At 31.8% G+C, this 23,424-nt stretch carries 18 protein-coding genes; 13 read left to right on the forward strand and 5 right to left on the reverse strand.

Going from position 1 to position 23,424, the window contains the following annotated elements; genetic code table 11:
* The first annotated feature begins 111 nt into the window (after nucleotides 1-111).
* The 4 genes from PTQ34_RS03280 to PTQ34_RS03295 all read left to right on the forward strand — a co-directional run bounded on the left by PTQ34_RS03280 (nucleotide 112) and on the right by PTQ34_RS03295 (nucleotide 11,109).
* Nucleotides 112-9,465: an SNF2-related protein gene (locus PTQ34_RS03280; protein ID WP_273932096.1), complete on the forward strand. Its 9,354-nt coding sequence runs from the start codon at nucleotides 112-114 to the stop codon at nucleotides 9,463-9,465.
* A gap of 96 nt (nucleotides 9,466-9,561) precedes the next feature.
* Nucleotides 9,562-10,212, forward strand: a complete 651-nt coding sequence (locus PTQ34_RS03285) for a hypothetical protein (RefSeq protein ID WP_273932097.1) — start codon at nucleotides 9,562-9,564, stop codon at nucleotides 10,210-10,212.
* A 60-nt stretch (nucleotides 10,213-10,272) separates the two neighbouring features.
* Entirely contained in the window at nucleotides 10,273-10,653 is a 381-nt protein-coding gene (gene trbK, locus PTQ34_RS03290; RefSeq protein WP_273932099.1) for an entry exclusion lipoprotein TrbK, read from the forward strand.
* A 102-nt stretch (nucleotides 10,654-10,755) separates the two neighbouring features.
* On the forward strand, nucleotides 10,756-11,109 hold the full coding sequence (locus PTQ34_RS03295; protein WP_273932100.1) for a hypothetical protein: 354 nt from the start codon (nucleotides 10,756-10,758) through the stop codon (nucleotides 11,107-11,109).
* Nucleotides 11,110-11,487: 378 nt separating this feature from the next.
* On the opposite strand, the gene mobP1 is transcribed toward PTQ34_RS03295, so the two are convergent.
* Complete coding sequence (gene mobP1 / locus PTQ34_RS03300; protein ID WP_273932101.1) at nucleotides 11,488-13,158, reverse strand: MobP1 family relaxase; 1,671 nt, start codon at nucleotides 13,156-13,158, stop codon at nucleotides 11,488-11,490.
* A gap of 2 nt (nucleotides 13,159-13,160) precedes the next feature.
* Nucleotides 13,161-13,697, reverse strand: a complete 537-nt coding sequence (locus tag PTQ34_RS03305) for a hypothetical protein (RefSeq protein ID WP_273932103.1) — start codon at nucleotides 13,695-13,697, stop codon at nucleotides 13,161-13,163.
* A gap of 279 nt (nucleotides 13,698-13,976) precedes the next feature.
* Here PTQ34_RS03305 and PTQ34_RS03310 point away from each other — a divergent pair, with 279 nt between their 5' ends.
* From PTQ34_RS03310 to PTQ34_RS03340, 7 genes are all read left to right on the forward strand, one after another.
* Entirely contained in the window at nucleotides 13,977-14,207 is a 231-nt protein-coding gene (locus PTQ34_RS03310; protein WP_273932104.1) for a hypothetical protein, read from the forward strand.
* A gap of 137 nt (nucleotides 14,208-14,344) precedes the next feature.
* The gene (locus tag PTQ34_RS03315; RefSeq protein ID WP_273932105.1) at nucleotides 14,345-15,454 is read left to right on the forward strand and encodes a hypothetical protein; all 1,110 of its coding nucleotides are present in this window, start codon (nucleotides 14,345-14,347) and stop codon (nucleotides 15,452-15,454) included.
* A complete protein-coding gene (locus PTQ34_RS03320) occupies nucleotides 15,451-16,476 on the forward strand; it encodes a hypothetical protein (RefSeq protein ID WP_057097539.1) in 1,026 nt (341 codons plus the stop codon). The genes PTQ34_RS03315 and PTQ34_RS03320 overlap by 4 nt, the downstream gene beginning before the upstream one ends.
* Before the next feature lie 52 nt (nucleotides 16,477-16,528).
* Nucleotides 16,529-16,924, forward strand: a complete 396-nt coding sequence (locus PTQ34_RS03325) for a hypothetical protein (protein ID WP_273932106.1) — start codon at nucleotides 16,529-16,531, stop codon at nucleotides 16,922-16,924.
* Nucleotides 16,917-17,666: a nucleotidyl transferase AbiEii/AbiGii toxin family protein gene (locus PTQ34_RS03330; RefSeq protein ID WP_273932108.1), complete on the forward strand. Its 750-nt coding sequence runs from the start codon at nucleotides 16,917-16,919 to the stop codon at nucleotides 17,664-17,666. The genes PTQ34_RS03325 and PTQ34_RS03330 overlap by 8 nt, the downstream gene beginning before the upstream one ends.
* Nucleotides 17,666-17,995, forward strand: a complete 330-nt coding sequence (locus tag PTQ34_RS03335; protein ID WP_273932109.1) for a hypothetical protein — start codon at nucleotides 17,666-17,668, stop codon at nucleotides 17,993-17,995. The genes PTQ34_RS03330 and PTQ34_RS03335 overlap by 1 nt, the downstream gene beginning before the upstream one ends.
* A 166-nt stretch (nucleotides 17,996-18,161) precedes the next feature.
* A complete protein-coding gene (locus PTQ34_RS03340; RefSeq protein ID WP_057031531.1) occupies nucleotides 18,162-18,440 on the forward strand; it encodes a hypothetical protein in 279 nt (92 codons plus the stop codon).
* A 127-nt stretch (nucleotides 18,441-18,567) separates the two neighbouring features.
* Here PTQ34_RS03340 and mazF read toward each other — a convergent pair whose 3' ends face one another.
* Both mazF and PTQ34_RS03350 read right to left on the reverse strand, forming a co-directional pair.
* Nucleotides 18,568-18,906, reverse strand: a complete 339-nt coding sequence (mazF, locus tag PTQ34_RS03345; protein WP_273932111.1) for an endoribonuclease MazF — start codon at nucleotides 18,904-18,906, stop codon at nucleotides 18,568-18,570.
* A gap of 1 nt (nucleotide 18,907) precedes the next feature.
* Nucleotides 18,908-19,135 carry an AbrB/MazE/SpoVT family DNA-binding domain-containing protein gene (locus PTQ34_RS03350; protein WP_273932112.1) on the reverse strand — a complete coding sequence of 76 codons (228 nt, stop codon included), beginning with the start codon at nucleotides 19,133-19,135 and terminating at the stop codon, nucleotides 18,908-18,910.
* Nucleotides 19,136-20,013: 878 nt separating this feature from the next.
* On the opposite strand from PTQ34_RS03350, the gene PTQ34_RS03355 reads away from it, so the two are divergent.
* Nucleotides 20,014-21,405, forward strand: a complete 1,392-nt coding sequence (locus PTQ34_RS03355) for an MBOAT family O-acyltransferase (RefSeq protein ID WP_273932113.1) — start codon at nucleotides 20,014-20,016, stop codon at nucleotides 21,403-21,405.
* Between the two features lie 9 nt (nucleotides 21,406-21,414).
* Nucleotides 21,415-22,830, forward strand: coding sequence for a hypothetical protein (locus PTQ34_RS03360; protein ID WP_273932114.1), 1,416 nt, complete (start codon nucleotides 21,415-21,417; stop codon nucleotides 22,828-22,830).
* 63 nt (nucleotides 22,831-22,893) lie between these two features.
* On the opposite strand, the gene PTQ34_RS03365 is transcribed toward PTQ34_RS03360, so the two are convergent.
* Entirely contained in the window at nucleotides 22,894-23,385 is a 492-nt protein-coding gene (locus PTQ34_RS03365; protein WP_273932115.1) for a DUF4405 domain-containing protein, read from the reverse strand.
* Nucleotides 23,386-23,424: the final 39 nt, after the last annotated feature.

A 23,424-nucleotide genomic window follows, 5' to 3' on the forward strand; every position in this document is an offset into this window, starting at 1 on the left:
ACAATTTACTTATTTTTAGCTTTATTAAATGTTTAAAACATTTAATAAAGCTAATTACATTAAAAAATATTTTAAATGCCAAACAAAATATTAAAACACAAAGGAAAACAAATGAAAACTTTTAAAAGAAAACTCGTGGATAATTCTATGGATTTGTTCATAGAAGTTGATGGGCAATATGTAGCAAATGACAATTTGTTTAAGCGTGTAATACCAGCAATGCTAAAGCCTGAGGTGCTACAAGCATCGCAAAGAGAGCAAGAACAGAATATTCAAACAAACACACAAAATAAAGATGAAAAAACACTCATAAAGGAATTATCTGTTAGCATATCTAAAGCTTATAAAGATTTGGATAAAAACAAACAAGATAGACTAGAGGTCTATGAGAATAATGGATATAAAATAGAGGTAGGCTCTAAGCCGCCACTTTCTTATGTAGCTTTCTATGATAGTGATTTAAGTAATGATAATTCTGTTGCTATGTATTTATATGCTAGCACAAATACTAGCTCTGTATTGCTTGCCTCACAAATAGAAGCTAGATTAAATCAAGTAGTTCAAGAAAAAATTTTAGACAATAGAAATGCTTTTTATGTTGATAGAGAAAATATTTTAGGTGAAAATAACTATGTAAGCAGTGAAATAACACCACAAAAAGATGATTTGGCTATTTTCGCTAATTTGGTTCTTAAAAAAGAGCTTGATAAAAGAGTAGTGGCTCAAGAATATCCAAAAGAACATTTCACGGAACAAAATTTAAAAAACTCTCAAATGGTAGATGAGATAAAAAGTCAAGGGGAGATTAAAAGCGCAGGGAATTCTAGAATTTTAAGTGATAAAGAGCTAATAGAGAGTATGAAAGCCACGCCAATGGAGCAATGGAGCAAAGAGCAAAAAGAGCTTTTTGATGATATGCCAAAGTTTAAACAAGACCAAATTCTAGATGCGCCAAAGATAAAATATGATGAAGAAGTCTTTGGCAAAATACCTTATAATGAGCTTAGTTTTAGAAATCAAATGAAAGTGGTAGATGAGGCTAGATTTAGCGCAAAAGGCAAAGAACTACAAGCGCAGTATGATAAGCTACAAAGTGCTAAATACACAGCCGGCGAAGGCGGCAGTTATCCAAGTGGTGCGCAGTTAGCAGAAATCACAAAGGCACAAAATAAAATCGCAGCGCAAAGAGACGAGCTAATAAACACATATATAAAAGAATATAATGAAAAAGTGGCTGGGAATTCTAGAATTCCTAGTGATAAAGCGGATGATGATAGTGTAGAAAAAAATAAGGCTGAAATTGAAACAGCTCCAGCCCATAGCAATTATAAGGGTGGCGAAGCCCCTAATACTAAGAGCGAAATTCATATGGTAGAAAAGTTCTTTGTAGAAAAAGTGGACGATGAGTTTGTAACTCAAAAAAGATTTGTAAATGAACAAGAAAACAATGCTTTAAAAGATCAGTTTGAAGCAGAGATTGCTAAGGTTATTTTAGAAGTAGAGCCTGCTTGGCGAGAAAATATGCTCAATGTGCCTTTGAGCTTAAAAGCTAATCAAGAGACTTATTTAAGCAACATACTAAAAGAGAGTGATGTTGATTATGCTACAGCTTTGGCACAAGATGATAAAAATACAATTTATACAGTAGCAGAACAAAAAATCGTAGAAAAAATTCTTAAAGAAAGGCAAGAGCATAGAATAGAAATTTTTCAAGATGATTATGTCCTAACTGATAAAACTACTGGCAATGCCATTAACAAAAATAGCAATTTAGCCAGTATTATGTTGGATAAAATTTTGCCACACGGGCTAGGCAATCATCCTGCAGATGAGCTTAGCACTTTTTGGTTTAATCACTGCTCTAGCTGGCAAAGAGATAATAGAGTAACTATTGATGATATAGATATACAAAAAGCAACTAAGCTTACTTATAAAAAAGAAAAATTGACATTAGATGAGTGCGCTGAATTATCAAAATTCTTGGCTAGAAATGCAATAGAATTTAGCGACAATAAACCACGAGAAGTTGCCGATGGTGTTAGAAAGTTTGTGCCTAGTAATGCTCTTTATAAAGTAGCTGAAGGCTTAAATGATGAATTGAAAAAAACTGAAAGCAGAGAGTTAAAGAAGTTTTTAGTAAAACATATGAGCTCTACTTTTGCTCACACTGATGAAGTGCCTGATTTTCTAGTAGAGCGAAATGGTTCTGCTATTTTTACTAGAATTAACCGAGATTACTTAAGCGAAATAAATGGCAAGTTTAATGAAGTTGATGAAGTTAGATTAAAGCACATTTCTAATTATTTAAGTGATAGAAAAGAAGCTGGATTAGCAAATCATAGAGCTGAATTTGAAACAGCTTTTTTTGTATGCGACGATCAATTTAAAGAAGCTTTTCATAGAGCTGAGCTTGCGCTAGCAGAAAAACTAGATGGACAAGGCGCAGCTACTGAAATAGCTTCGTATTTAGAAACAAATGAATTTGTTGCTTATAGAGCAGATCATATTAAAGAGCTTCTAAGAGTAGAAGAAAGAGCTGCGCAAGAATTCAGAGAAAATTACAAAGAGCCACTAGATTTAGACGAAGCAAACAAAAGAATAGATAATTTGCTTGATAATGAAATTCCAAAAGTAAGCGAGCAATTTTATTATAAAATGGATTTGCTTTTAGATAATCCAAATTTTAGATTTGCTGATATGAAAGAGGCTTGCGAGCTTGAAGTAAAACGCAAAGAGCTTGGGCTAACTTATAGCGCTTTAACTGATTACATACATACCAAAGACAAGGAAAATAATGAGAAAGTTTCAAATAAGATTGATGAAGCTATTACTGTTAAACCTGATGAAAATACTGAGCCAAAGCAAGAGCCTCTAAAAAATCAAGGGATTGTAGCTAGTGAAGAAAATTATCAAACTCTAATGAAGTTGTATAATGGAGAAGCCACTGATGCAAAAGAGCTTGATAATTTAATTGAATGGGCAAGTGAAAATAAGGAGATTTTAGAGGCAAAATCTGCTGCTAATTATGCTATTAAATTTGGAACTGGGCAGGTTTTAAAAAGCGTTGATGCTGGTTTTGTGCTTGAAATTGTAGAGCCTCTTATTATGGAAAAACAAGAAAATAAAAAATCTTGGGAAGAGCTTGAAAAAGAAGCTGTCGAAGTTACTAAAAAGGAAGCTTGGGTAAAAAAACAGCTTGATGATTTGCCTATTCGTTTGCAAGCAGGGTATAGCCCACAATTGATAGCTAAAAGCTTGAATGATGCTTATCAGCGTGGTGATATAGTGCCGCCTGAGTGGTTACACGAAGTAGTTCGTGAGTTAGACAAAAATTATGGTGGTGTTGCTGTATTTATTGATGAGAATTTAAAGAAGGAAGCAATAGGAAAAGAAAAAGTTAGTGAGAGTAATGAACAAAAAGAAATAGCGCAAGCTGGGGAAAACAAGGTAGAAGTCGGTCTTTTTGATGATGAAATTGTAAGCAAGATAGTAGAAAACAAAACTAATGATAGGGGCAACAAGACAAAAACACAAGCAAGTGAAAATATACCTGAGGCATTAGATAACAAAGTGGCTGGATATGGAGATATCTCAGCACAGAAATTAGCAGTAAGTGATTATCGCTCAAATAATTTTGATTTGGATGGTGTTGGGGCTGTTGGTCGTGCCTATAAAAATATTGAAGCACTTGAGTTGTCTGCTAAATTGAATAGAGAAAATCGTTTCGCTACAAAAGAGGAGCAAGAAATTCTAGCAGGATTTAGTGGCTGGGGTGGTTGTTATGGTGTTTTTGAAGAAACTAATAAAGATTTTGGTGAAGCTAGAAAACGCTTAGATAAATATTTGGATGAGAATATCTCAAATAGTGTAGATAGAAATTTAGCATTTATATCAATGGCTCATTCATCAAGTAGCGCATATTACACAAATACTTTGCTTGTTGACACAATATATAAAGGTTTAGAGCAAATGGGCGTCAATGATAATGGTGTAGAAAAGCGTGTATTAGAACCAAGTTGTGGTTCTGGCAATTTTATCATTGGCAGTAAAAATAATAGTTTTTCTTTTACTGGGATAGAAATAGAAAAACATACCTACGATATAGCTAAGCACCTTAATCCAAATGCTGATATTAGAAATGGTGGTTTTGAAACCTTTAGAGCAAAGGATAGCTTCGATTTGGTTGTAGGAAACCCACCTTACATTGCAGATTTCTATGTAAATGATACTAATTCATTAGGCAATAATCTAAAAATTGCAAATTATTTCCCTATAAAATCAATGGAAAATTTGCGTGATGGCGGAATAATGGCTTTTGTTATGCCTAGTGCATTTTTAGATCATAATGGTGATAAGCATTTAGAAAGACTTGTAGAAGCTGGCGGTAAATTCTTAGGAGCTGTAAGACTGCCGAACAATGCTTTTAAAGGCGCAGAAGTAAATACTGATATCGTTTTCTTTCAAAAACAAGATTTATTAACAAACAAAGATGATAAAGCAATAAATGCTGAATTAGAAGCGCAAGGCTTTTCTGCTAATTTTGATATGAGACGACTGAGCCCTGAAATTAGAGAGCAATTAGAAAATAAATTTAAATCAGTAGAAGATAAACTCACTATCGAAGAAAGAGAACAACTAGACGAAAGAGAGCGAGAAAATAAGTTTTATCGTAGGTTCAAGATAAATGACTATTTTTTGAATAATCCACAAAATATCTTAGGCAAATTTGAAATAGACACAAATAGATTTGGAGAAAATGTGCCAGTATTTAAAGCTGATGAAAATCTAGATTTAAAAGCAGAGCTGAATAGATTTATAGAGAATTTGCCTAAGAATATCTATAAAGATATTGAGAGGGAGACAAGCCCTTATAGACAATTTGATTTTATCACTCATCCTGAAAGCAAGTTTTATATTGATAATCTTAAAAAAGGAAGCTTTTTTATAGACAATACTAACAATGGAGCGTTAGCATTAAAAATTGATAGTTATGAATATAGAATAGTTAGTGATACTGAATTTTGGAAAAATTCTCTTGTGGCATCACAGTTAAGTAAATATAAAGCTGGAAATTATGATGACAATAAACGCCAAAAAGAAGAAAAGGCTTTAAAAGAACAAGTGTTGAGTTATATTGAATTAAGAGATAGTCTTAATACACTTTTAAGAGCTGAACTTGATCCAAATAAAAGTGATGAAGAAATAGCAAAATTTCGTCAAGATTTAAACACTTCTTATGATAAAATGAAGTTAAAATATAAGAAGCCTTTAAAGGAGGCGTTTAAAGCTTGTGATATGGATTTATCTTTTGAGTTTATTAGTAACTTAGAAAATGAAAAAGGAGAAAAAGCCTTGATTTTTTCTCAACGAATTTCATCACCGATCGTTGAGCCAAAAGTTTCAAATGAAAAAGAAGCTTTAATTGCTAGCTTATCTATGAAAGGTAAAATAGATTTAGATTATATCCAAGATATTTATCCAAATCAATCATTAGATGATACGCTAAATAAATTGTTAGAAGAGAAGTTGATTTTCAAAAATCACGAGCCTTATTCTAAAGAGAAGTTTGTAACATCTGATGCTTATTTAAGTGGTAATGTTAAAAAGAAATATAATGAAGTTTTAGAGGCTATAAAAAAGACTGGTGATAAAAGCTTGGAGATTAATGCTAACTCTTTAAAAGAAGTATTCCCAGCTGATAGAAATATCAAGGAAATTTCTTTTGGTCTTGGTATGAATTGGATACCTACTCATATATATCAAGAATTTATAGATGCTTATGCCAGTGAATATAGATTTGAAGGCATTGAAAGAAGGGGTTCGGATGTTGCAGATAAAGTGTTTGAAATAACTCTTAGTTCAAATGGAGAGTATATAATTGAAAATAATGCCAACACTTATACAAAAAATCTAGTTAAAAATAATGCTTATTATATGGCTATGCTTAGCTCTGAAAAAGAAAGGGAAGGCAAGAGCAGATCCACCTATGGTTTGAATTTTGGCAATGGTAGAGATTTTTTTAGCTACGATGAGTTTAAAAAACATATGGGCTGGAGCAATGAAGAACTTAATAATGCTAAAAGAATACCATTAGTTTATGCTGCTTTACCGCTTGCTTTAAATAGACAGAAAGCTAGAATTGAACGCTCGCTTGGCTATATTAGAGATGATGAGACTGGAGAGATTTTGAAATATAAAGATGGCACACCTAGGATAAAAAAAGAATTTCATAAAGAGTTGAGTGATGATTTAAATGCTATGATAACTCAAATTCAAGATAAATTCTTGCGTTTCGTGTTGTCTAATGAAGACTTGCGCAAAGAAGTTGAACAAGCTTACAATGATAAAATAAATACTGATAGAGTAAGAGATTTTAATACACAAACACTAGATTTAAAAGGGGCTAATCCAAATATTAAACTATACCCACACCAAAATGCTGGAGTATGGCGTGGTGTGCAAGAACAAGCTACACTATTTAATGTTAATGTTGGTGGTGGAAAAACATTTATGGGAGCAGCAGTGGCTTTAGAACAAAAGCGTATGGGGTTAATAAATAAAACCTTGATCGTATCCCCAAAAACTTTAGTTGGCAGTTGGGAGAAAGAGATTAAAACACTTTACCCAAATGCAAATGTTCTAGCTTTGGACGAAAAATCTTTTACCAAAGACAATCGTGCTAAGTTTTTAGCAAAAATACAAGTAAACGATTATGACGCTGTAATTATGAGTGCTGAGCAATTCAAGTTAATTCCAAAAAATCCTGAAAAAACAATAGCAAATCTTGCTCTTAGACTATCAATGGTTAAGTCTGATTATGATGAAAGCAAGAAGGATAAGAAAAACACTCAGTTAAAAAAGCAAATAGGAAAGTTAGAAAAACAAATACAAAAAGCTAGAGCGACGGCTGATACAATAAAGAAAGATAATTTAGTTACTTTTAATGAGCTTGGAATTGATTGCTTGATCGTTGATGAAGCTCATCTTTACAAGAATTTATCTTACGAAACTCAAAAAACAAGAGTTTTAGGGCTTGGGCCACAAAACGGTAGTGATAAAGCTTTTGATATGAAAATTGTTACAGACGATTTTAATGATAGTGGTAAGAAATTGTATTTTCTTACTGGCACGCCTATAGCGAACTCAATGTGTGAGCTATACCATATGCAGAGTTTTTTACAGCCAAAGTGGCTAGAGGATAAAGGTTTTTACAATTTTGACAATTGGGCAAATACCTTTGGAGAGGATGTAACTGATATTGAGATGGGGGCTGGTGGAGAGCCTAAGCTAGTAACTCGTTTTGCTAGATTTAATAATTTAAAAGAGCTTTCTGGCGGTTTTAGAGAAGTTAATTTCTATGCGAATAACGAGGATATAGAAAAAGCAGCAGGGCAAAATTTTATTCCAAAAGTAGAAACAATAAAAGAAGTGATACCACGCAATGAAGCAATAAGCGAACTTTATGGAGAGCCTGATGAAAATGGAGAATTCCCAAAAGGAAGTTTATTATATCGTTTCGGTCATTTTCAAGAAAACATCAAAGAAAATAATCCTTTAAGACTTACTAATATAGCTAGAAAAGCAGCTGTTGATTATAGGCTTATTGAAGACAAGCCTGAAAATGATTTTGAGGTTTCAAAAATCAATAAAGTAGTTGAAAATGTAGTTGATAACTATAAAAACAATCACGCTGATGAAAAAGGCACTCAAATCATTTTCTTGGATCTAAGCGTGGCTAAACAAAAGCTAAAAAATATTAGTTTAGATGAAGACAAAAAGTTAAAAGAGGAAAATAAGACACAAGGAATAGAGAGCGTATCAGCAGAAATAAAAAAGAGTAGCAGATCTGATGAAACACTTGAGCCAGTGTTTGATAAAAACGGAGAAGAAATAAAGGATGATTTTAGAATAACTTATTTGAGCGGAGAGGTTGAAGTTTTTGAAGCTGCTGAGTATGTTAGAGAGCTTAAGGCGCTAGGTATTAAATTGCCAAAAGATTTGGGTAATTTAAGAGATTTGGAAGAAATTGAACCAAATAAATTTGAAATGACAGGCTTTTCTAAAATAGATATAGCTGCTGAAAACGATAATAAAGCATTAAAAGATGTATCTTTTGATGCTTATAGCGATATTGCTAAAAAACTTATGAAAGCTGGAATACCAAGAGATGAAATTGCTTTCATACACGATTATCCAAAAAAAGCTGATAAAGATAAACTTTTTGAGCAAATGAGAAATGGAGAAGTGCGTGTTCTGCTGGGTTCTACTTCTAAAATGGGTGTTGGTATGAATGTGCAAAAAAGATTAGTTGCGCTTCATAATGTAGATTATACTTGGAACCCAGCTGGAATGGAGCAAAGAGTAGGGCGCATTGCTAGACAGGGTAATATGTTTTTTGAAGCAGATAAAAATTTTCAGCCAAAAGTTTATAATTATGCAACAGAGAGAACTTATGATGTCAAAGCTTTACAACTTTTGGAAACAAAGCAAAAAGGCATTTATATGCTACAAAACGCCGATAGACTAGGGCTTAATAGCTTTGAAGATATAAGCACGGCCGCAATGGAATTTGCTGAAATGAAAGCTATTGCTAGCGGAAATCCTTTAATGATAGAAGAGTTTAAAATAGGCAATATGCTAGAAAAAGAGGAAAGAGCTTTTGCGTTTTGGGAAAGCGATAAAATTGTAACCGAAAATAATCTTAGAAACAAAACGGAAAAAATGATCCAAAACACCAAAGACATAAAAACTTTTGGGAAAATGATTGAAACCACTAACGATTATAAAAGTGAAGTTGAAAGTAAATATAAACATTTAACAAAACCTATTATCGTTAAAATAGATAGATATCGAAAGTATAGCTGGAGCGAAAAAAATTCACCAAAAGAAATAGGGGAAGTAAAAAAAGAAGTTAATGATATGCTAGAAAGAAGCAAGCTCTATATATCTAGAGTGATGAATATAGGCTCAAATAGAAGCGAGGAGCTTTTTGCAGATTATAAAGGTGTTAGCGTTGGAGTTAAATTAAATACTGGTAAAAATAGTTTAGGAGAGCCTATGCACTCACTGGCTATTTGCCCAAGCGATAATTTTGATAGTAATTCAGCTGTAGCGTTGCCAAAAGCTAAATTTAGACAAGAATTCTTTTTATCTAAGGATTTTAACATAAATTATATTATGAAAAAAGTAGATGATGAGCTAGAAAAATTACCTCTTTTGCTTGATGAAGCTAAGGCTGCAGTAAAAACTCTAGAAAAAGAAGTAGAATTTGGCAAAAATACTCTTAATGAAATAAAAGAGCAAGGCTATCCAAATCAAAAACTTTTAAATGCTTTAAGAAGCGATAAAAAAGAGATATTGAAGCATTTAAAGAACAAAAATAATGATTGGATACCTAGTTATAAAAAATGTCTAAATTCTAGCGGTATTGAAAATGAAAAAAATACAGAAAGCAAAGAAAGATAAACATTATAAAATATATAAAACATTTTTTAATGTTTTAAACTTTTTTTAATGTTTATTATAATAAAATGCTGATTACTTTTTTTAAAAGGAGAAAAAATGGAAAATGAAGCATTGAAATCTTTTGATCCAAAGAGTGTAGCTGATGAACTATTAAAACTAATTGTTCCAGCTCCGCCAACTAGAGCTGAAATGGAGAATTATGATGCATATGAATATTGCTTAGGCTGCGCAGATGCTATCAGTAATTTCATAGAAACACCGATTGTAACTTTGTTTGAGCCTATAGATGTCAAACAAATCGACTTGTTTATAGGCTTGAATTCTCATCACGATGATGAAGATAGCAGGCTCAGCATAGAAATACTAAATAAAAAGCGAAAAGTTATCATAAAAATACAAAGTTTAGCTCAAGAAAGATTTACAAATGGTCTAAAATTGCCAAATTTAAAATGGTTAGATGAGCATAAGGATATCAAAGAAAGGAGCTGGTCTGAGTTTGAGAATTTAGTTTGGGATACTTTTGGTGATTATGAAATTTATTGCGAGCGCATAAAAGCTACTTTTGTGGCTATGTGTAATGTGCTTGAAGTAACATACGACAAGTATTATGATGAGTATGAAAAAGAACGCATTGAAGAAGACCAAGCTGAATGCGAACAAATAGAAGCTGAAATGGAAGCAGAGGTAGAGGCTAAGTATGAGGACTTTTTGGATGCACAAAAATATGATCCAAGCTTAAGAGCATAAGTTTTGTAAATTTAGTAAAATTATGTATAATCAAAAATTATTTCACAAATAGGAGAAAAAATGAAAAAATTAGCTTTAAGCGTAGTAGTTGCTGGAGTATTTCTAGCTGGATGTGGCGATAATCTACCAAAAGAAATTACTTCACACGAGAACTATAAAAACTGCCAAGAAGTAGAAAAAAACTTGCTTACAATTCAAAACTCGTTTGAAAAAGATGAGAGAGTGGAGTTTTACTCAAATTGCACTAGATATTTCAAAGAAAGAAATTATGATGATCTATTAAATAAAAGTGCAATTGATGATTTTAAGAATAATAGAACAGAACATTTAATAAAAAAAGGGAAATTGTCTTTAAATGAACTTCATAAGTCGTTTGTTTCTTATTCTTACTCTAAAGCACAAGATAGCAACAGAGACAATACAAAATACTTCTCAAAATAATTAAAAACCATTCAACAGCCTTTGACGAAAATGTCAAAGGTCTGCTTATTAGTTTAGCAAAATTATGTATAATCAAAAATCATTTCACAAATAGGAGAAAAAATGAAAAAATTAGCTTTAAGCGTAGTAGTTGCTGGAGTATTTCTAGCTGGATGTGGCGATAATCTACCAAAAGAAATTACTTCACACGAGAACTATAAAAACTGCCAAGAAGTAGAAAAAAACTTGCTTACAATCCAAAGTTCTTTTGAGAAAAATGAGAGAACAAAATTCTTTAGCGAATGTAATTCTGTTTATGGTAAAGAATTAATTGCCGAAGATGCTTTAAAGTATAAAGATGCTTTAAATACAAATAAATATAAGACGATAAATGATATGTTTCATCGGCTTCGTGTAGTTATTTCAGTAGAAGAAATGATGAAAAATAGAGATAATACAAAATATTTCTCAAAATAATTCTTCAAATTTTACTAGCCCTTGATAAAACTCAAGGGCTAGTTTATCTTTCTATTTCTATTCTTTTTGAAGAATATCAGGCTAAATACGAACAAATAGAAGCTGAAAAGGGGACAAAAATGACAAATCAAGAATTATTTTTAGTGTTTGGTGGTGTTGTAACTTGCTACGCTGGATATTTGTTTTTTAAAGCTTATTTACAATCAAAAAATAACACTAAAACAGCTCATTAAAAGAGCTGTGGCTGGGCTAACGATCATCGTTCCCAGCCGTTGCTCTTTCCTTGCTGTTCTTTGTATTTTGGGCAAAAGCAAGTTGATATGCTGATTAGAAGCGGAAGTTTTCTTGCTTGGAAATTGATAAAGCTCAAGGGCTAGTTTATCTTTCTATTTCTTTTTCTATTTTTCTTGTTGGCTGGCTAGAAATTCCTCTATCGCTCGGATCTGCTGGTCGCACTGGCTCACTGATTGAGGTTGATGGTGTTGGTATGTTAGACTGTGCATTGCTTGGCAAAAGCAATTCAGCTCTTGATTGTTTATTAGCGTCCATAGGCTCTGCGGACACAGCTCGCATATAGTCAGTGATGGCGGTAAAACTTCGTGGCGACCTAGCTGGACTAGTTGATAGGTTGTTGGTGAGACATAAGCCAAATTCTCGCTGTATCGGTTTTGCTTTTGCTCTGTTTGCGTTGTAAATTGCCCACTGCTCTCTTGTGTATTTTCTTGCGTTTGGTGCTTTTCTTGTGAGTTTATTTGGTCGCTCATCGTATTCATCCTTAGTAAGTTTTTTGATAAAGCTTATCTCTGTTTTTGGTTGTTCAACTTTTGGTAATTTTGGATCAAATTTATCCTTGCTTAATGTATTGGTCTCGGCATTGTATACAATACAATCCCACTTCTTAGTCGGTATATATTCTGTAACATTAAAGAGGTTATCGTTCTTATGAACTTGGCGTGATTTTTGTTCGTAGATTGTGCCGATTTGCTGGAATTTTGCAAATGAGCCTTTCTTCAAATTATGTTGCTCAATAAGTCGTTTTAAATCTTTGCCCCAAATGGTGACTGGTTTGTAATCTTTAGTTTGATAAGTAATATAAAAAGTTCCTTTTTTATCACTTTCTTTGTATTTTTTTTCGCCAAAATCAACGATTTCAAAACAGCTATTTTTGACAGCATTGGAGCGAGGATTTTTGATTAGTGTGTGTGTTTGGAATTTGCTATTGCTTTGGATGTCGTAAGGATAGCTAGAGCGTTGAATTTCTTTTTCTTTATTGAAAGGTCTATCTTTTCTTAATGTAGCAGTGGCTTCAATATTTCTGTTGCATAATTCCTGCGCAAAAGTTTGCCTAAGTTTTATTAAATCATATTTACGAATATCAATTCTTTTACCATCATTATCTCTAATTTTTAAACAAATGTGGCAATGTGGATTGTTGGTATCAGTATGTAAAGCAGCGACAAAAAAATTATTTGGATAGTGTTTTTCAATCGTATGTATAGCTGCTTTTCTAACTAGGTGCGGATCAAAGCCAAATTCATTAACTCCAGTGTAGTCTTTCATTGAAAAAATCATATTAAAAGTGCGTCTAATTTCTTTGTCATCATCAATAAAATCTTCATACTGAGATTTTATTAAATTTCTTATTTTTAAGCTATTAGGAGCGCTAAATTGCTCGCCAGCTGTAAGACCTATTCTATACTCGGCTTCGCTTTTATCTTGCTCAGTTGTAGGCAAATAAAAATCTATTTGTCCATTGCGTGTTATATAATCAATATGATTTTTTATTGATTTCATATTTCTTGAACTAGAGCTCAGCTTTACAACAACTTCTGTATTTTTTGTGTATTGATTTTTATTTGTAGATTTTAATGAAAACTTAGGAGTTTTTCCGTGCTGTTTTTCATAATTTTTTGTAAAGGTATTACGAAAATTATAGTTGCTTATATTGCGCTCAATATAAGCAACTGGTAGATTTATTTTTTGCTGTTTTCCAAGATAAATTGTTTTGGTTCTATATTCATCAAATTCATCATAAATATTACGAGGCATAATTAAAATCTATCCTTATTTATTGAAGCAAAGCTATTGATTTTTAACTTAATTGTATTATCTTGCTTTTGTATATCTTTAAGTGTCTCTGACAATAAATTTAGTAGATCATTACTAGCATAATTATCTGTATTTATTTTTTTAGCTATAGAGTTAATATTTACACCGATTTTTAGCAAATCTTTTCTTATTTGATTTATTTCATTTATTTGAGAATTTGCTGGATTAGTATCAGTATAAATTTTTTGAGAAATCAAAAATTTTATATATCTACTTACATTTAAAAATTCGCTAACTGCTAATTTTTTAAGCTTTAAATATTCATTTTCATTTATTCTAACTTTGACAATTTTTATTTTACTATCTGGAGTATTTTCTAGCTCATTATAATCACTATTTTTATTTTTAAAATTTTCTTTTTTTGATGCTTCATTTATCATAGAATTTATAATTTGGCTCATATTAGTTTTAGTTTCTTGAGATAATTCTTTTAAAAATTTTTTATTTTCATCAGTTATAAAAAATGAAAACATTTTCATATTTTTTCCTTAATGTTGTTTAGAAAACTTCCCAAGATTTTTGAAAAAAAATCTTGGGACTTTCGCATTAAATGCTCTAGCATTTAATGCCTATTTTGGCTTGCCAAAATACAAAGAGCCTGCGGCAGCGCAGGTGGGCAAAAAGGGATAACATATATATGTTAGGCACTTTTTGCCCTTTCCTGCATTTAGTCAATGAGAATTGTAGCACGCCTTTTCTTAAACTTCCTTTAAGCTAACTTTTATTACAATACACGATGAAAGAAAGGAGCAAAAAAAATGCTGACACCAAATAATGAAAAAATAAAAAATCTAAAAGCTAAATATCTTAAAGCTGTTGAGAAAGAGCGGAAAGTTATTGAAAAATCTTTAATTGATTTTTCTAATAATTTAGTAGAAATTGCTTTAAAAGATGAAAAATTTAATTCTGATTTTTTAGCATTTCTAAAAAAAGATAATTTAAAAAACTTAGATGAAAAATTTGTAAAAATTTTAGAATTTTATAAATAAGATATCATTATTTATAAAATATTTTTTTTAAAAATTTTAATTAGGTGTTTAGGGAATTTTTTAAAATTCCATAGATAAACTTTCTTAAATTTTGCTGCCAAACAAAAATTTAATCTAAAACATCGAAGGAGAGGATGATGGAAAATAATACACAAAATCTTAATAATACCGATCTATTAGCAAATGAAAGTATTTTCAGATTAGAGGCTAAAAAGATATATGAAAATTGCGAATTAATTGGTATTAAAATTCTAAATAATGAAGAGTATCTTGCTGAAAAATTTGGTAAGTCAATTGCTGATGATCTCGTTGGTGAAGCAATGCAAGATGAAAATGGTTATTCTTCAATTGATAATGAGCCTGAGTTAGCTGAACTTTTTTTGCATAAGCTAGTTAATCTAGATGCCTTTTGCCACGAGATAAATATGCAAAATGGAGGCGGTATTGATACCAGCAAAAAATTAGATTTTTCTTTGACACTAAAAGATGATAAAAACGGAATTCATATTGTTAGTTTTAAAGATTTCCAAATGGGAATTAAAGATATGGGGCAAGGCTTTGAACATTTACTTCAACAAGCTGATCAAATAGATAATAATAAAAACAAAAGTGTTGTTAAAACAAAAGCTAAGTTAGATAGAATATGTAGAATTCCTAGTGAAATTACTGAAAAAAAATTAGCCAGCAAAGCTCATCAATTTACCAAAGCATTACAAAATGCTATTCCAAAAGATTTATCACCAGAGGCTTCGGCTTTTATGGCACATTTTATAGATAACTTTTTGAGCAAAGATAAAGAACAAGATAGGCAAAGCTTCATAAGAGCTTGGAATGATCAAAGAGCAAAAGAAGTTACAAGAGGGGAAGAAACTCCAAAAAAGAATAGTGAAGTTTTTGATGAGAAAGCTGAAACCAAAACTACAATTTATAATGATAAAAATGAGCCTGATTATGTAAAGAAATTTAGAGAGGATAGTGTTGCATTTCAGGCTTATGGAAGAGATTATGAAAAAATACAAACTACTTTTGCTGAAAACAAAAATGAAGCTCAAAAAATAGAAGCAGAAAAGAAGCTAGAACAAAAATATAAAATAAGTATTCCTGAATATTTGGGCTGTGTGAAAAAGCAAACCCAAATGCAAGAGCTTGCTTTGGAAAATATAAAAAAAAACAATCTAGCAAAAACGGCTAAAACTAAAGAGCAAAGCAGAAGCAATCAGCCAACAGATAGAGGTCAAAATATATGAGTAATTTTGACACAGAAGCAGTATTAGCTCAATTTGAAAATTCATTAAGAGAGCAAGGGTTTATTATAGATAAAAATATAATAGCCGATGGCAAAATTCATAGATTAAGAGTTGCTGGTGATCTTGGCAGCAAAACTAGCGGAGCTTATGCTTTACATTTAGATGGACATCCTGCTGGCTATATTCAAAATTTTAAAAGTGGCGAGGGTGGTATTAAGTGGAAATATGATGGTAAAGTGAAATACGATACTGATTATAAAGCAGTATACAAAAAACAAATTGAGGAAAATAGGCAAAAAATATTGGCAAGAGAGCAAGAGCTGGAGCTTAAATATCTGCAGACAGCAGATAGGCTCTGCGCAGAATATCAAGCAGCAAAACAAGTAGAAAATCATCCTTACTTAACCAAAAAAGAGATAGGTGCAGGGCAGGATATAAAACTTGATAAAAATGGCAATTTACTTATACCATTGCAAGATGAAAATGGTAAGCTTTGGAGTGTTCAAAGAATAACACAAAAAGGCGATAAGTTTATTGGAGCAATTCGCACGACCGAAGAAAAAGAGCAAAATCTAGAATTCCCAGCAAAGAAAAAAGGCTGTTTTTATACTAGCAAGCCCTTAGATGATCAAGATGAGTTTATTATCTGCGAGGGATTTGCTACTGCTAAAACTCTAGAAGATGAGCTGAAAAAAGCCACGATAATGGCAGTTGACGCTGGTAATTTACTCTTTGTGGCAGAAAAAATACACAATCTTTATCCTGACAAACCTATAAGTATTTATGCTGATAACGATATAGCCAAAAATATCAATGTTGGGTTAAATAAAGCTCTTGAAGTAAAGGAAAAGTTACCAGCGGTAAAAGTTTTTAGTCCAGCATTAAATAAAGATGATGTAGAACAAAAACTAAGTGATTTTAACGATATAAAAATCAAATATGGCACTTTAAAAAACAAAATAAGAGCTGTGAGCTTTTCTAAGAAGTTAGAAGGAAACAAAGAGCCTGAAAGAGAAAGATAGATAAAAATTTGTTATAATTTTTGTAACTTAAAAGCAAAATGATGGTAAAACAATGATAAAAGAGTATTATTCGGGCTGGGAAGCTTTAAATTTAGCAAAAGAAAGTGGTGCTATTGCTGATTGGCACCCATTATCTTATTGGGGTTGCAGGCCACAAAAATATACTTTCAACAAAGATTTAGGCGACTGGGGGATAAGTGAGCGTTTTATATCGTTTATTGGCAAAAAAGACTATGTAGCTAACTACCCAAGAGCTATTGCTGATTTGGTGCTAAAAAATGAGATAAAAGAGCTAAAAAATTGTGTATATGATTATTTGGATGACGATGAAGCAAAAGAGCTTTATGAGATTTTAAAAAAGTATAAAACATTAGATAATATTAAAAACTTTTTAAAATACGAATTGACTAAATACTATTTTTTGGATAAGGAAAATCAAGATGTATGAAAATTATCAAAAAGAGAGAATAGACATAATCAAAAAGGTTTTGCAGGCACTAAATGATAATTTTGTGCTAAAGGGTGGGACTGCTTTATCCTTATATTATGGCTTGAATAGATATTCAGAGGATATTGATTTGGATGCCAAAAGTAATAATATGGATATAACTAAACTATTAAAATCTAATAAAAACTTTAGGGACTACAACATTACTATTAAAAAAGATACTGACACTGTTTTCAGGACTATGCTAGATTATGGTGGACAATCACATTTAGGAAATTATCCGCTAAAAATAGAAGTGAGCAATAGAAATAAAATCTTTTTACAGCAAGGTTCTTTGACATACACGAATATAGATGGAGTTAATGTTTATAATATTTCAGAGCTAATAGATATGAAAATAGCAGCATTTAATGGCAGGGATAAAGTAAGGGATTTGTATGATTTAAACTTTTTATTGAACAAATATCCTGAGTATTTTAATCACAAACAATTATGGCAAATCAATGAAAGGATAGCATATTGCGGAGCTGATGAGTTAAATATGCTTTTAGCCGATGAAGTTAAGAAGCATAAACTAATAAGCAATGAGAATATAGATTTAAATAATTTCGTTCAAAATTTTCAAGCTAGAATTGAAAATACTTTGAATGATAAGAGAATAGAAAAGCAAAAAGAATTCATCAAAAATCTGAGTATAAAAGACAAACAAATACAAAATAAAGAACCCCAAAGAGAAAGATAATGAGCCAAAATGATAAGCTGGAGTTGTTTTCAAAGCTATTTGATTTTGAGAAGCGTGGGAATAGCTATATGGCAAAATCAGATGGAGCAGTTATTACAATATATCAAAATGGCAATCATCAAATACAAGGCAAAAATGTAGATTACGCTAAAAAAATGATTGATTTTTTACTGCGAAAAAGTGATTGTGAAAGTTTTGGCGGACATATTTTTAGCACATTGGAGCTTAGTATAGAAATAAATCCAAATCTAAAAGAAAAGGCACTAAATGCTATAATTAAAGCTCTTGATGAGATTGACCCTGAAAATGTTGTTTTTGTGAAAAATTAAAAAACAAAGATATAAAAAGTGATAACTATGAATGCAGGGATTTTGAGTAGAAATGGGGGAAAAGCATCCCCCTCGAAATCAGGTGGCATTATACTAAAAATCTAGCTAAAAAGCAAGAGCTTTTTATAAAAAAGCATAAAAAATCTAACATAATGTAGGTAGAATAATGATGACAGAAGAGCAAAAGCTATTCTTTTGTGAGCTAAATCACATTAAAAACCAGCTTAGGGATATAGCTGAACAGTGGCGTGGCTATAATAATATTTCTCTCGCTGAAATGTTAGAACAAAGAGCAGACGCTCTTGATGAGTTAGGTAACCACATAACAAGTGGTGGAGAGCGTAGAGATATTGCTGATTATAAGATTTTTTTAGATGATGCAAGAATTTTTATGTATCGCTCTATAATTGATTTTGAGAATTTTGAAAGAAAAACTCAAGGCTAAAAGCAAATATGCTATAATATCCATTGAAGCCGATAGCGATTAAGCAACGCCGCTATCATCAGCTTGGCTGTGTGAGCGTTGTTAATTTAAATCACAAAATAAAATGTCGCACAGCCACTTATGAGGACTAAATTTTAGTGATTATAATGCTATTTATAAACTCTACAATTTCATTAAAGTTATTTTTACCAAGATTATCAGCAAAGGCAAAATTCCTTGCTCTATAATCAAAGCTCTTTATTTGGTCGCACAAGGCTACACCATTTACTGTTTTTGTTTTTATTGGTATTTCAAATGGATAGCCCTTAATTTGCGTAGTGATAGGGACTACCAAGCAAAGACCAGTTTTTGAGTTATAAATGCTAGGACTTAATACAAGTGCTGGTCTTTTTCCTGCTTGTTCGCTACCAAGCTGTGGATTAAAATCAATCCACACAATATGCCCCTTTTGTGGTGTGTAGTTCATCTTACCACTCTTTGCCTATGCTTGAAAAATCATTGTAAATATTCAGGTTTTCATCTGTAATTTTTTCACACAAGCTCTCTATGCTTTTTTCTTTTTTTTCAATTACAAGCTTATTTTTAATAGCGTTTATTTTTAAAAGCATATTTTCTTTTAAATCTAATTGTTGTATAAGCGAGTTTGGAATTCTAATCCCCATAGAATTTCCCCACTTATTAAGTGTTACTTCCATAAAATACTTCCTTTCAAGTTTATACAGAAGTATAATATATTTTTTTAAAAAAATCAACAAGCATAGATCTAAAAACCACTAAAGTCAATATAGTTTTACAGGCAAACCAAAAAAATCTCTGAAATTATGGGCTTTTTCGCTAACGCTCAAAAGCCTTTTACACCAAAAAAGAGAAAAATCTTATTCTTGCCACTTTAGAGAGCTGTGAGAGCCTAAAAGGCTTTTAGTGCTATTTGGGTATTACTTTTTATTTTTAAAGCATAATAGACCCATTAAAATGCTTTAAATGGCTAGTTGATGTTTAAGCTGAAATGAAATTCTAGTTTTTCTTTTTTGGTGTAAAAGGGCGAAGCACTAATTTTCATTGGACGGCTAGAATATTATAAAAATTCATTTGACATAATTAGTATACGCGTGCGCGCGGGGGACACACACATAGCTAAAAAATTAAAAATACTATATATTTAAATCATTATAAAATCAATGTTTTAGCTTGTCCTATGAAAAAATAGCTAAAATTAAAAAATAAAAAAATTAAATTCTATAAATCATTATAAAATCAATGTTTTAGCTTGTCCTATGAAAAAATAGCTAAGTTTTATCTTTTTTGTAAAATATTGATTTGGATACTTAATTGTAGAGTTATATTTTTAGAGTTTGTTTTAGTTTTTTATAAGTATTTTATTAGAATTTTTTATTTATAATAGTCCGAGTAATTATTTTGTTTGGGGGCTTTGGGGGATTTTTTAAAATCTCTCACTCTCTCGCCAAAATTTTATGTATTTTTAGCATGCTTTGAGCAATGCATTTTTATCTAGGGGCTTTTTAGAGCCACCAAAATGCTTTTTGGTTTTTTATTTTTGATAAAAAGAGAGACAATGAGTTTTACAAACAACCTAGTTTTTTTATTGATTTTAATCTTTTTTGCGCTTTTTTACACGGTTTTTAATGAAAAACTTTTTAGCTTTAATATCAAATATCCAAGAGTAAAAGATTATTTTATAGCACTTTATTCTGCGCTTTTTTATGCGTTGTGGTATCCACCAGCTATTGCTTTGTTAATTTATTATGCTGTTATTTCAGCGTTTGCTAAGATACTTTGTAGTGATAAAAAAAGCAAGGTTAAACTTTGGATTTTTATACTTTTATCTCTTACTCCACTGCTATTTTTTAAGTATTTTGATTATTTTCTTGGTGTTTTTGGACTAGATGATTATATTTTAGGGCTTGTTTTGCCATTAGGTCTTAGCTTTTATGCTTTTAGCGTTATTGGGTATTTTGTGGATTTGTATCAAGATCGTACCAAACCTTTTGAAAACTTCTTAGAGTGCTTGCTTTTCGTGGCTTTTTGGCCACATTTGGCAAGCGGTCCTATACTTAGAGCAAAGCAAATTTTTGCAAATATTTTAGAGCCACAAAAGCTTACTTTACATTACTTTACTTTGGCTATGATTTTGATTAGTTCCGGGCTTGTTAAAAAGCTTTTGATAGCTGATAATATCGGTGCTTATGTGAATTGGAATATAGACTTTGGCATTGGAAATATGAGTACTTTGGAGGCTTGGGCTACGATTTTAGGCTTTAGCGCGCAGATTTATGCTGATTTTAGTGGATATAGCGATATGGCTATTGGTTTTGCGCTGCTTATGGGATTTAGGCTAAAAGCGAATTTCAACTATCCTTATCTTGCTTGTTCGCTCACTGAGTTTTGGCATAGGTGGCATATATCGCTTTCTACTTGGTTTAGGGATTATCTTTATATCCCGCTTGGTGGTTCTAGAGTTGGCAAATCGAAAAGCTGCTTTAATATTTTTGTAGTGTTTGTGCTAAGTGGTGTGTGGCATGGTGCTGGGCTTGGATTTGCTGTTTGGGGTGCGTTGCATGGTATTGTGATAATTTTTGAGAAATTATTTTTCAAATCTTATATGAGAATACCAAGGCTGTTTCGTTGGCTTATTACGATGATAGTTGTGGCTGTGGCTTGGGCATTTTTTAGGTTGGATTTTTCTCTTGCTTGTGAGCTAGTTGCAAAGATGTTTGGCTTTTTATCAAAAGATTTTAATACACTTTCGCCTTATTATGTTTTTGTGATTTTTGCTCTGCTTAGTTTTGTGGTGCTTGATCATATTTTTAGATTTTATAAGGTAGATGATGAAGGAAATGTGGTGATCAATAAGTCATTTGCTAGTGTTTTTGTGCTAGCAGTATTGCTTTATTTTGCACTAAACTTTTCTGGTTCGCCACTGCCATTTATTTATTTTGATTTTTAGGAAGCAGTGATGAGAAAGAGAGTTTTATTATTAGCTGGATTTAGCATTGCTTTTGTTAGTGCGGTGTTTATAATATTTTTTAAACGCTTTTTTGTGGGTGCTGATGAGCTAATGCCAGGGCGAAATACGCTTGTAGCTAGTGCTATTTTGCTAGGTTTAGCTGTAATTTTGCTATATTTTATTTTTGCGCCTAGAGCTGATATAAAGGGCAGTGAAAATAGGGTATTTCGTTTAAACTGGGCAAATCCATTTAGTTTATCTCTTGCTTTGCTAGTGCTTGGACTTAGTGCTTTTGCAGGCTTAATAAATCAAAAAATCATAGCAAAAAAAGTGCAAGAAACTAGTTTTACTGGTATAAAAGAAGAAGTGGTAGTTGGAGATAAAATCTTAAATCCTTTTTGGGACGAGTATGAAAAAATAGCTAGCGATTATGGCCTTAGCATTGAGCAGCTAAAATATGTTAGCAAAAATAGAATGCCAAATTTTAAAAATAATGCACTTTTTAAAGATGAGCCAAAGAGTGTAGATGTATTGGTAATCGGCGATAGCTCTATTAGCTGGAGTGCTATACATAGTATCACAGAGCAGTTTGTAAAAGATAAAAAAATAAGATTTTTTGCTTATGAGAGTTTGCCTCTAAATCCTCGCACAGCAAAGATGTTTAAAATCATAGCAAACTACTATTTAAAAGATGATGCGATTATAATATTTTCAAATAATTTTGCAATAACAAGAGACTATAAAATAAATGAGATTACCATGCATAGTGAACTAGAAAAGTTTATTTTAAATGAAGAGTTTAAGAATATAAAAACATCTCTAGATAGTAATGAAACAGCACTACTGGGTAATGAAACAAAGCAAAAGAGCTGGGCCAAGACTAGCAAGCCTATAAACGAACTTATCTCTGAGTATTTGGGCGAGCATGGATTTTCTCTTATTTCACCGCAGTTTTATACTGCTTTTTTTGAAAAATACATAAATAAAGAGTGGTTTGATATAAAAACTAGAAATAGTGGTGGATATTTTATTGATTTTAATGATGGCGTTAGCGTAACACAACACCTACCAAAGTATTATATAGCAATACCTACACCAAAACTAAAAGAAATAGATATAGGAATAACCGACTCTCAGATTAAAAATGTAAAAGAAAAACTTGAAGCTATAAATAAAATCAGCCCACACAAAAAGGTGTTTTTACTAAATCCTTTTACTAGCAATGGTGAATATTTGATTGATTATACTTTTTATAAGACCTTTTACGAACCACTTGGCTTTGATATTATGAATCTTGGAGAAGACTTAGGGGCTTACCCAAAAATGCAACTTGAAGGTAGTTATCATGCAGCAAACTCAGGTTCTTTTGTAAAAAGTATAGTTTTTGGTAAGAAGCTACAAGAATATTTAAATAAGCAAAGATAAGGGAATTCTAGAGTTTTTATCTAGAATTCCCTACAATATTTTCTAGAATTCCCTAGAAAATATTTATTTTAACATTGCGTTAAGTAGTTCGTGTTCTTTTAGCTTGTTTGCTTTAGCAAAGTCTTTTATGCTGATGTTAGTAGGCGCATTTATACCCTTGCTAGCTAGAAATTCAGCAAAACCAGCTTTATTTCCGCCCAGTGCGTCCATAGCGGTATTTACATCCATCATAACTAGTTTTTCGTAGGCTAGACCTTTTTTCCACATTGCTGCGGCGTCTTTTGGCATAGTGGTGCTATATACCCACGCGCCTAGCACTATCACCACTGGTAGGATAATAGCAGCTGTTTTTGCGCCCTTAAAATACCCTAGAAATCCACGCCAGTTTGCTACTATGTGAACAAGAGTGGCTATTACCATCACAAGCCCTATCCACTGGTGCGCTGTTTTGATAAATCCAGCCCTAATGCCAAAAAACAGCCCCACGCCAGATAGAGCAATTAGCGCAAAGGTGATTATAGTAGCACTCGTGCCAAAAAGTCTAATGTTTTTCATTTTTTATCCTTTTTAAAAAATTTGTGAAAGTCTAAGCAA

The sequence above is a fragment of the Campylobacter magnus genome (assembly GCF_028649595.1).
In the GTDB taxonomy this organism is placed as follows: Bacteria; Campylobacterota; Campylobacteria; order Campylobacterales; family Campylobacteraceae; genus Campylobacter; species Campylobacter magnus.

Coding starts and splice junctions, on each gene's coding strand:
- PTQ34_RS03280 (WP_273932096.1), top strand. CDS start 112: ATGAAAACTTTTAAAAGAAAACTCGTGGATAATTCTATGGATTTGTTC.
- PTQ34_RS03285 (WP_273932097.1), top strand. CDS start 9,562: ATGGAAAATGAAGCATTGAAATCTTTTGATCCAAAGAGTGTAGCTGAT.
- trbK (WP_273932099.1), top strand. CDS start 10,273: ATGAAAAAATTAGCTTTAAGCGTAGTAGTTGCTGGAGTATTTCTAGCT.
- PTQ34_RS03295 (WP_273932100.1), top strand. CDS start 10,756: ATGAAAAAATTAGCTTTAAGCGTAGTAGTTGCTGGAGTATTTCTAGCT.
- mobP1 (WP_273932101.1), bottom strand. CDS start 13,158: ATGCCTCGTAATATTTATGATGAATTTGATGAATATAGAACCAAAACA.
- PTQ34_RS03305 (WP_273932103.1), bottom strand. CDS start 13,697: ATGAAAATGTTTTCATTTTTTATAACTGATGAAAATAAAAAATTTTTA.
- PTQ34_RS03310 (WP_273932104.1), top strand. CDS start 13,977: ATGCTGACACCAAATAATGAAAAAATAAAAAATCTAAAAGCTAAATAT.
- PTQ34_RS03315 (WP_273932105.1), top strand. CDS start 14,345: ATGGAAAATAATACACAAAATCTTAATAATACCGATCTATTAGCAAAT.
- PTQ34_RS03320 (WP_057097539.1), top strand. CDS start 15,451: ATGAGTAATTTTGACACAGAAGCAGTATTAGCTCAATTTGAAAATTCA.
- PTQ34_RS03325 (WP_273932106.1), top strand. CDS start 16,529: ATGATAAAAGAGTATTATTCGGGCTGGGAAGCTTTAAATTTAGCAAAA.
- PTQ34_RS03330 (WP_273932108.1), top strand. CDS start 16,917: ATGTATGAAAATTATCAAAAAGAGAGAATAGACATAATCAAAAAGGTT.
- PTQ34_RS03335 (WP_273932109.1), top strand. CDS start 17,666: ATGAGCCAAAATGATAAGCTGGAGTTGTTTTCAAAGCTATTTGATTTT.
- PTQ34_RS03340 (WP_057031531.1), top strand. CDS start 18,162: ATGATGACAGAAGAGCAAAAGCTATTCTTTTGTGAGCTAAATCACATT.
- mazF (WP_273932111.1), bottom strand. CDS start 18,906: ATGAACTACACACCACAAAAGGGGCATATTGTGTGGATTGATTTTAAT.
- PTQ34_RS03350 (WP_273932112.1), bottom strand. CDS start 19,135: ATGGAAGTAACACTTAATAAGTGGGGAAATTCTATGGGGATTAGAATT.
- PTQ34_RS03355 (WP_273932113.1), top strand. CDS start 20,014: ATGAGTTTTACAAACAACCTAGTTTTTTTATTGATTTTAATCTTTTTT.
- PTQ34_RS03360 (WP_273932114.1), top strand. CDS start 21,415: ATGAGAAAGAGAGTTTTATTATTAGCTGGATTTAGCATTGCTTTTGTT.
- PTQ34_RS03365 (WP_273932115.1), bottom strand. CDS start 23,385: ATGAAAAACATTAGACTTTTTGGCACGAGTGCTACTATAATCACCTTT.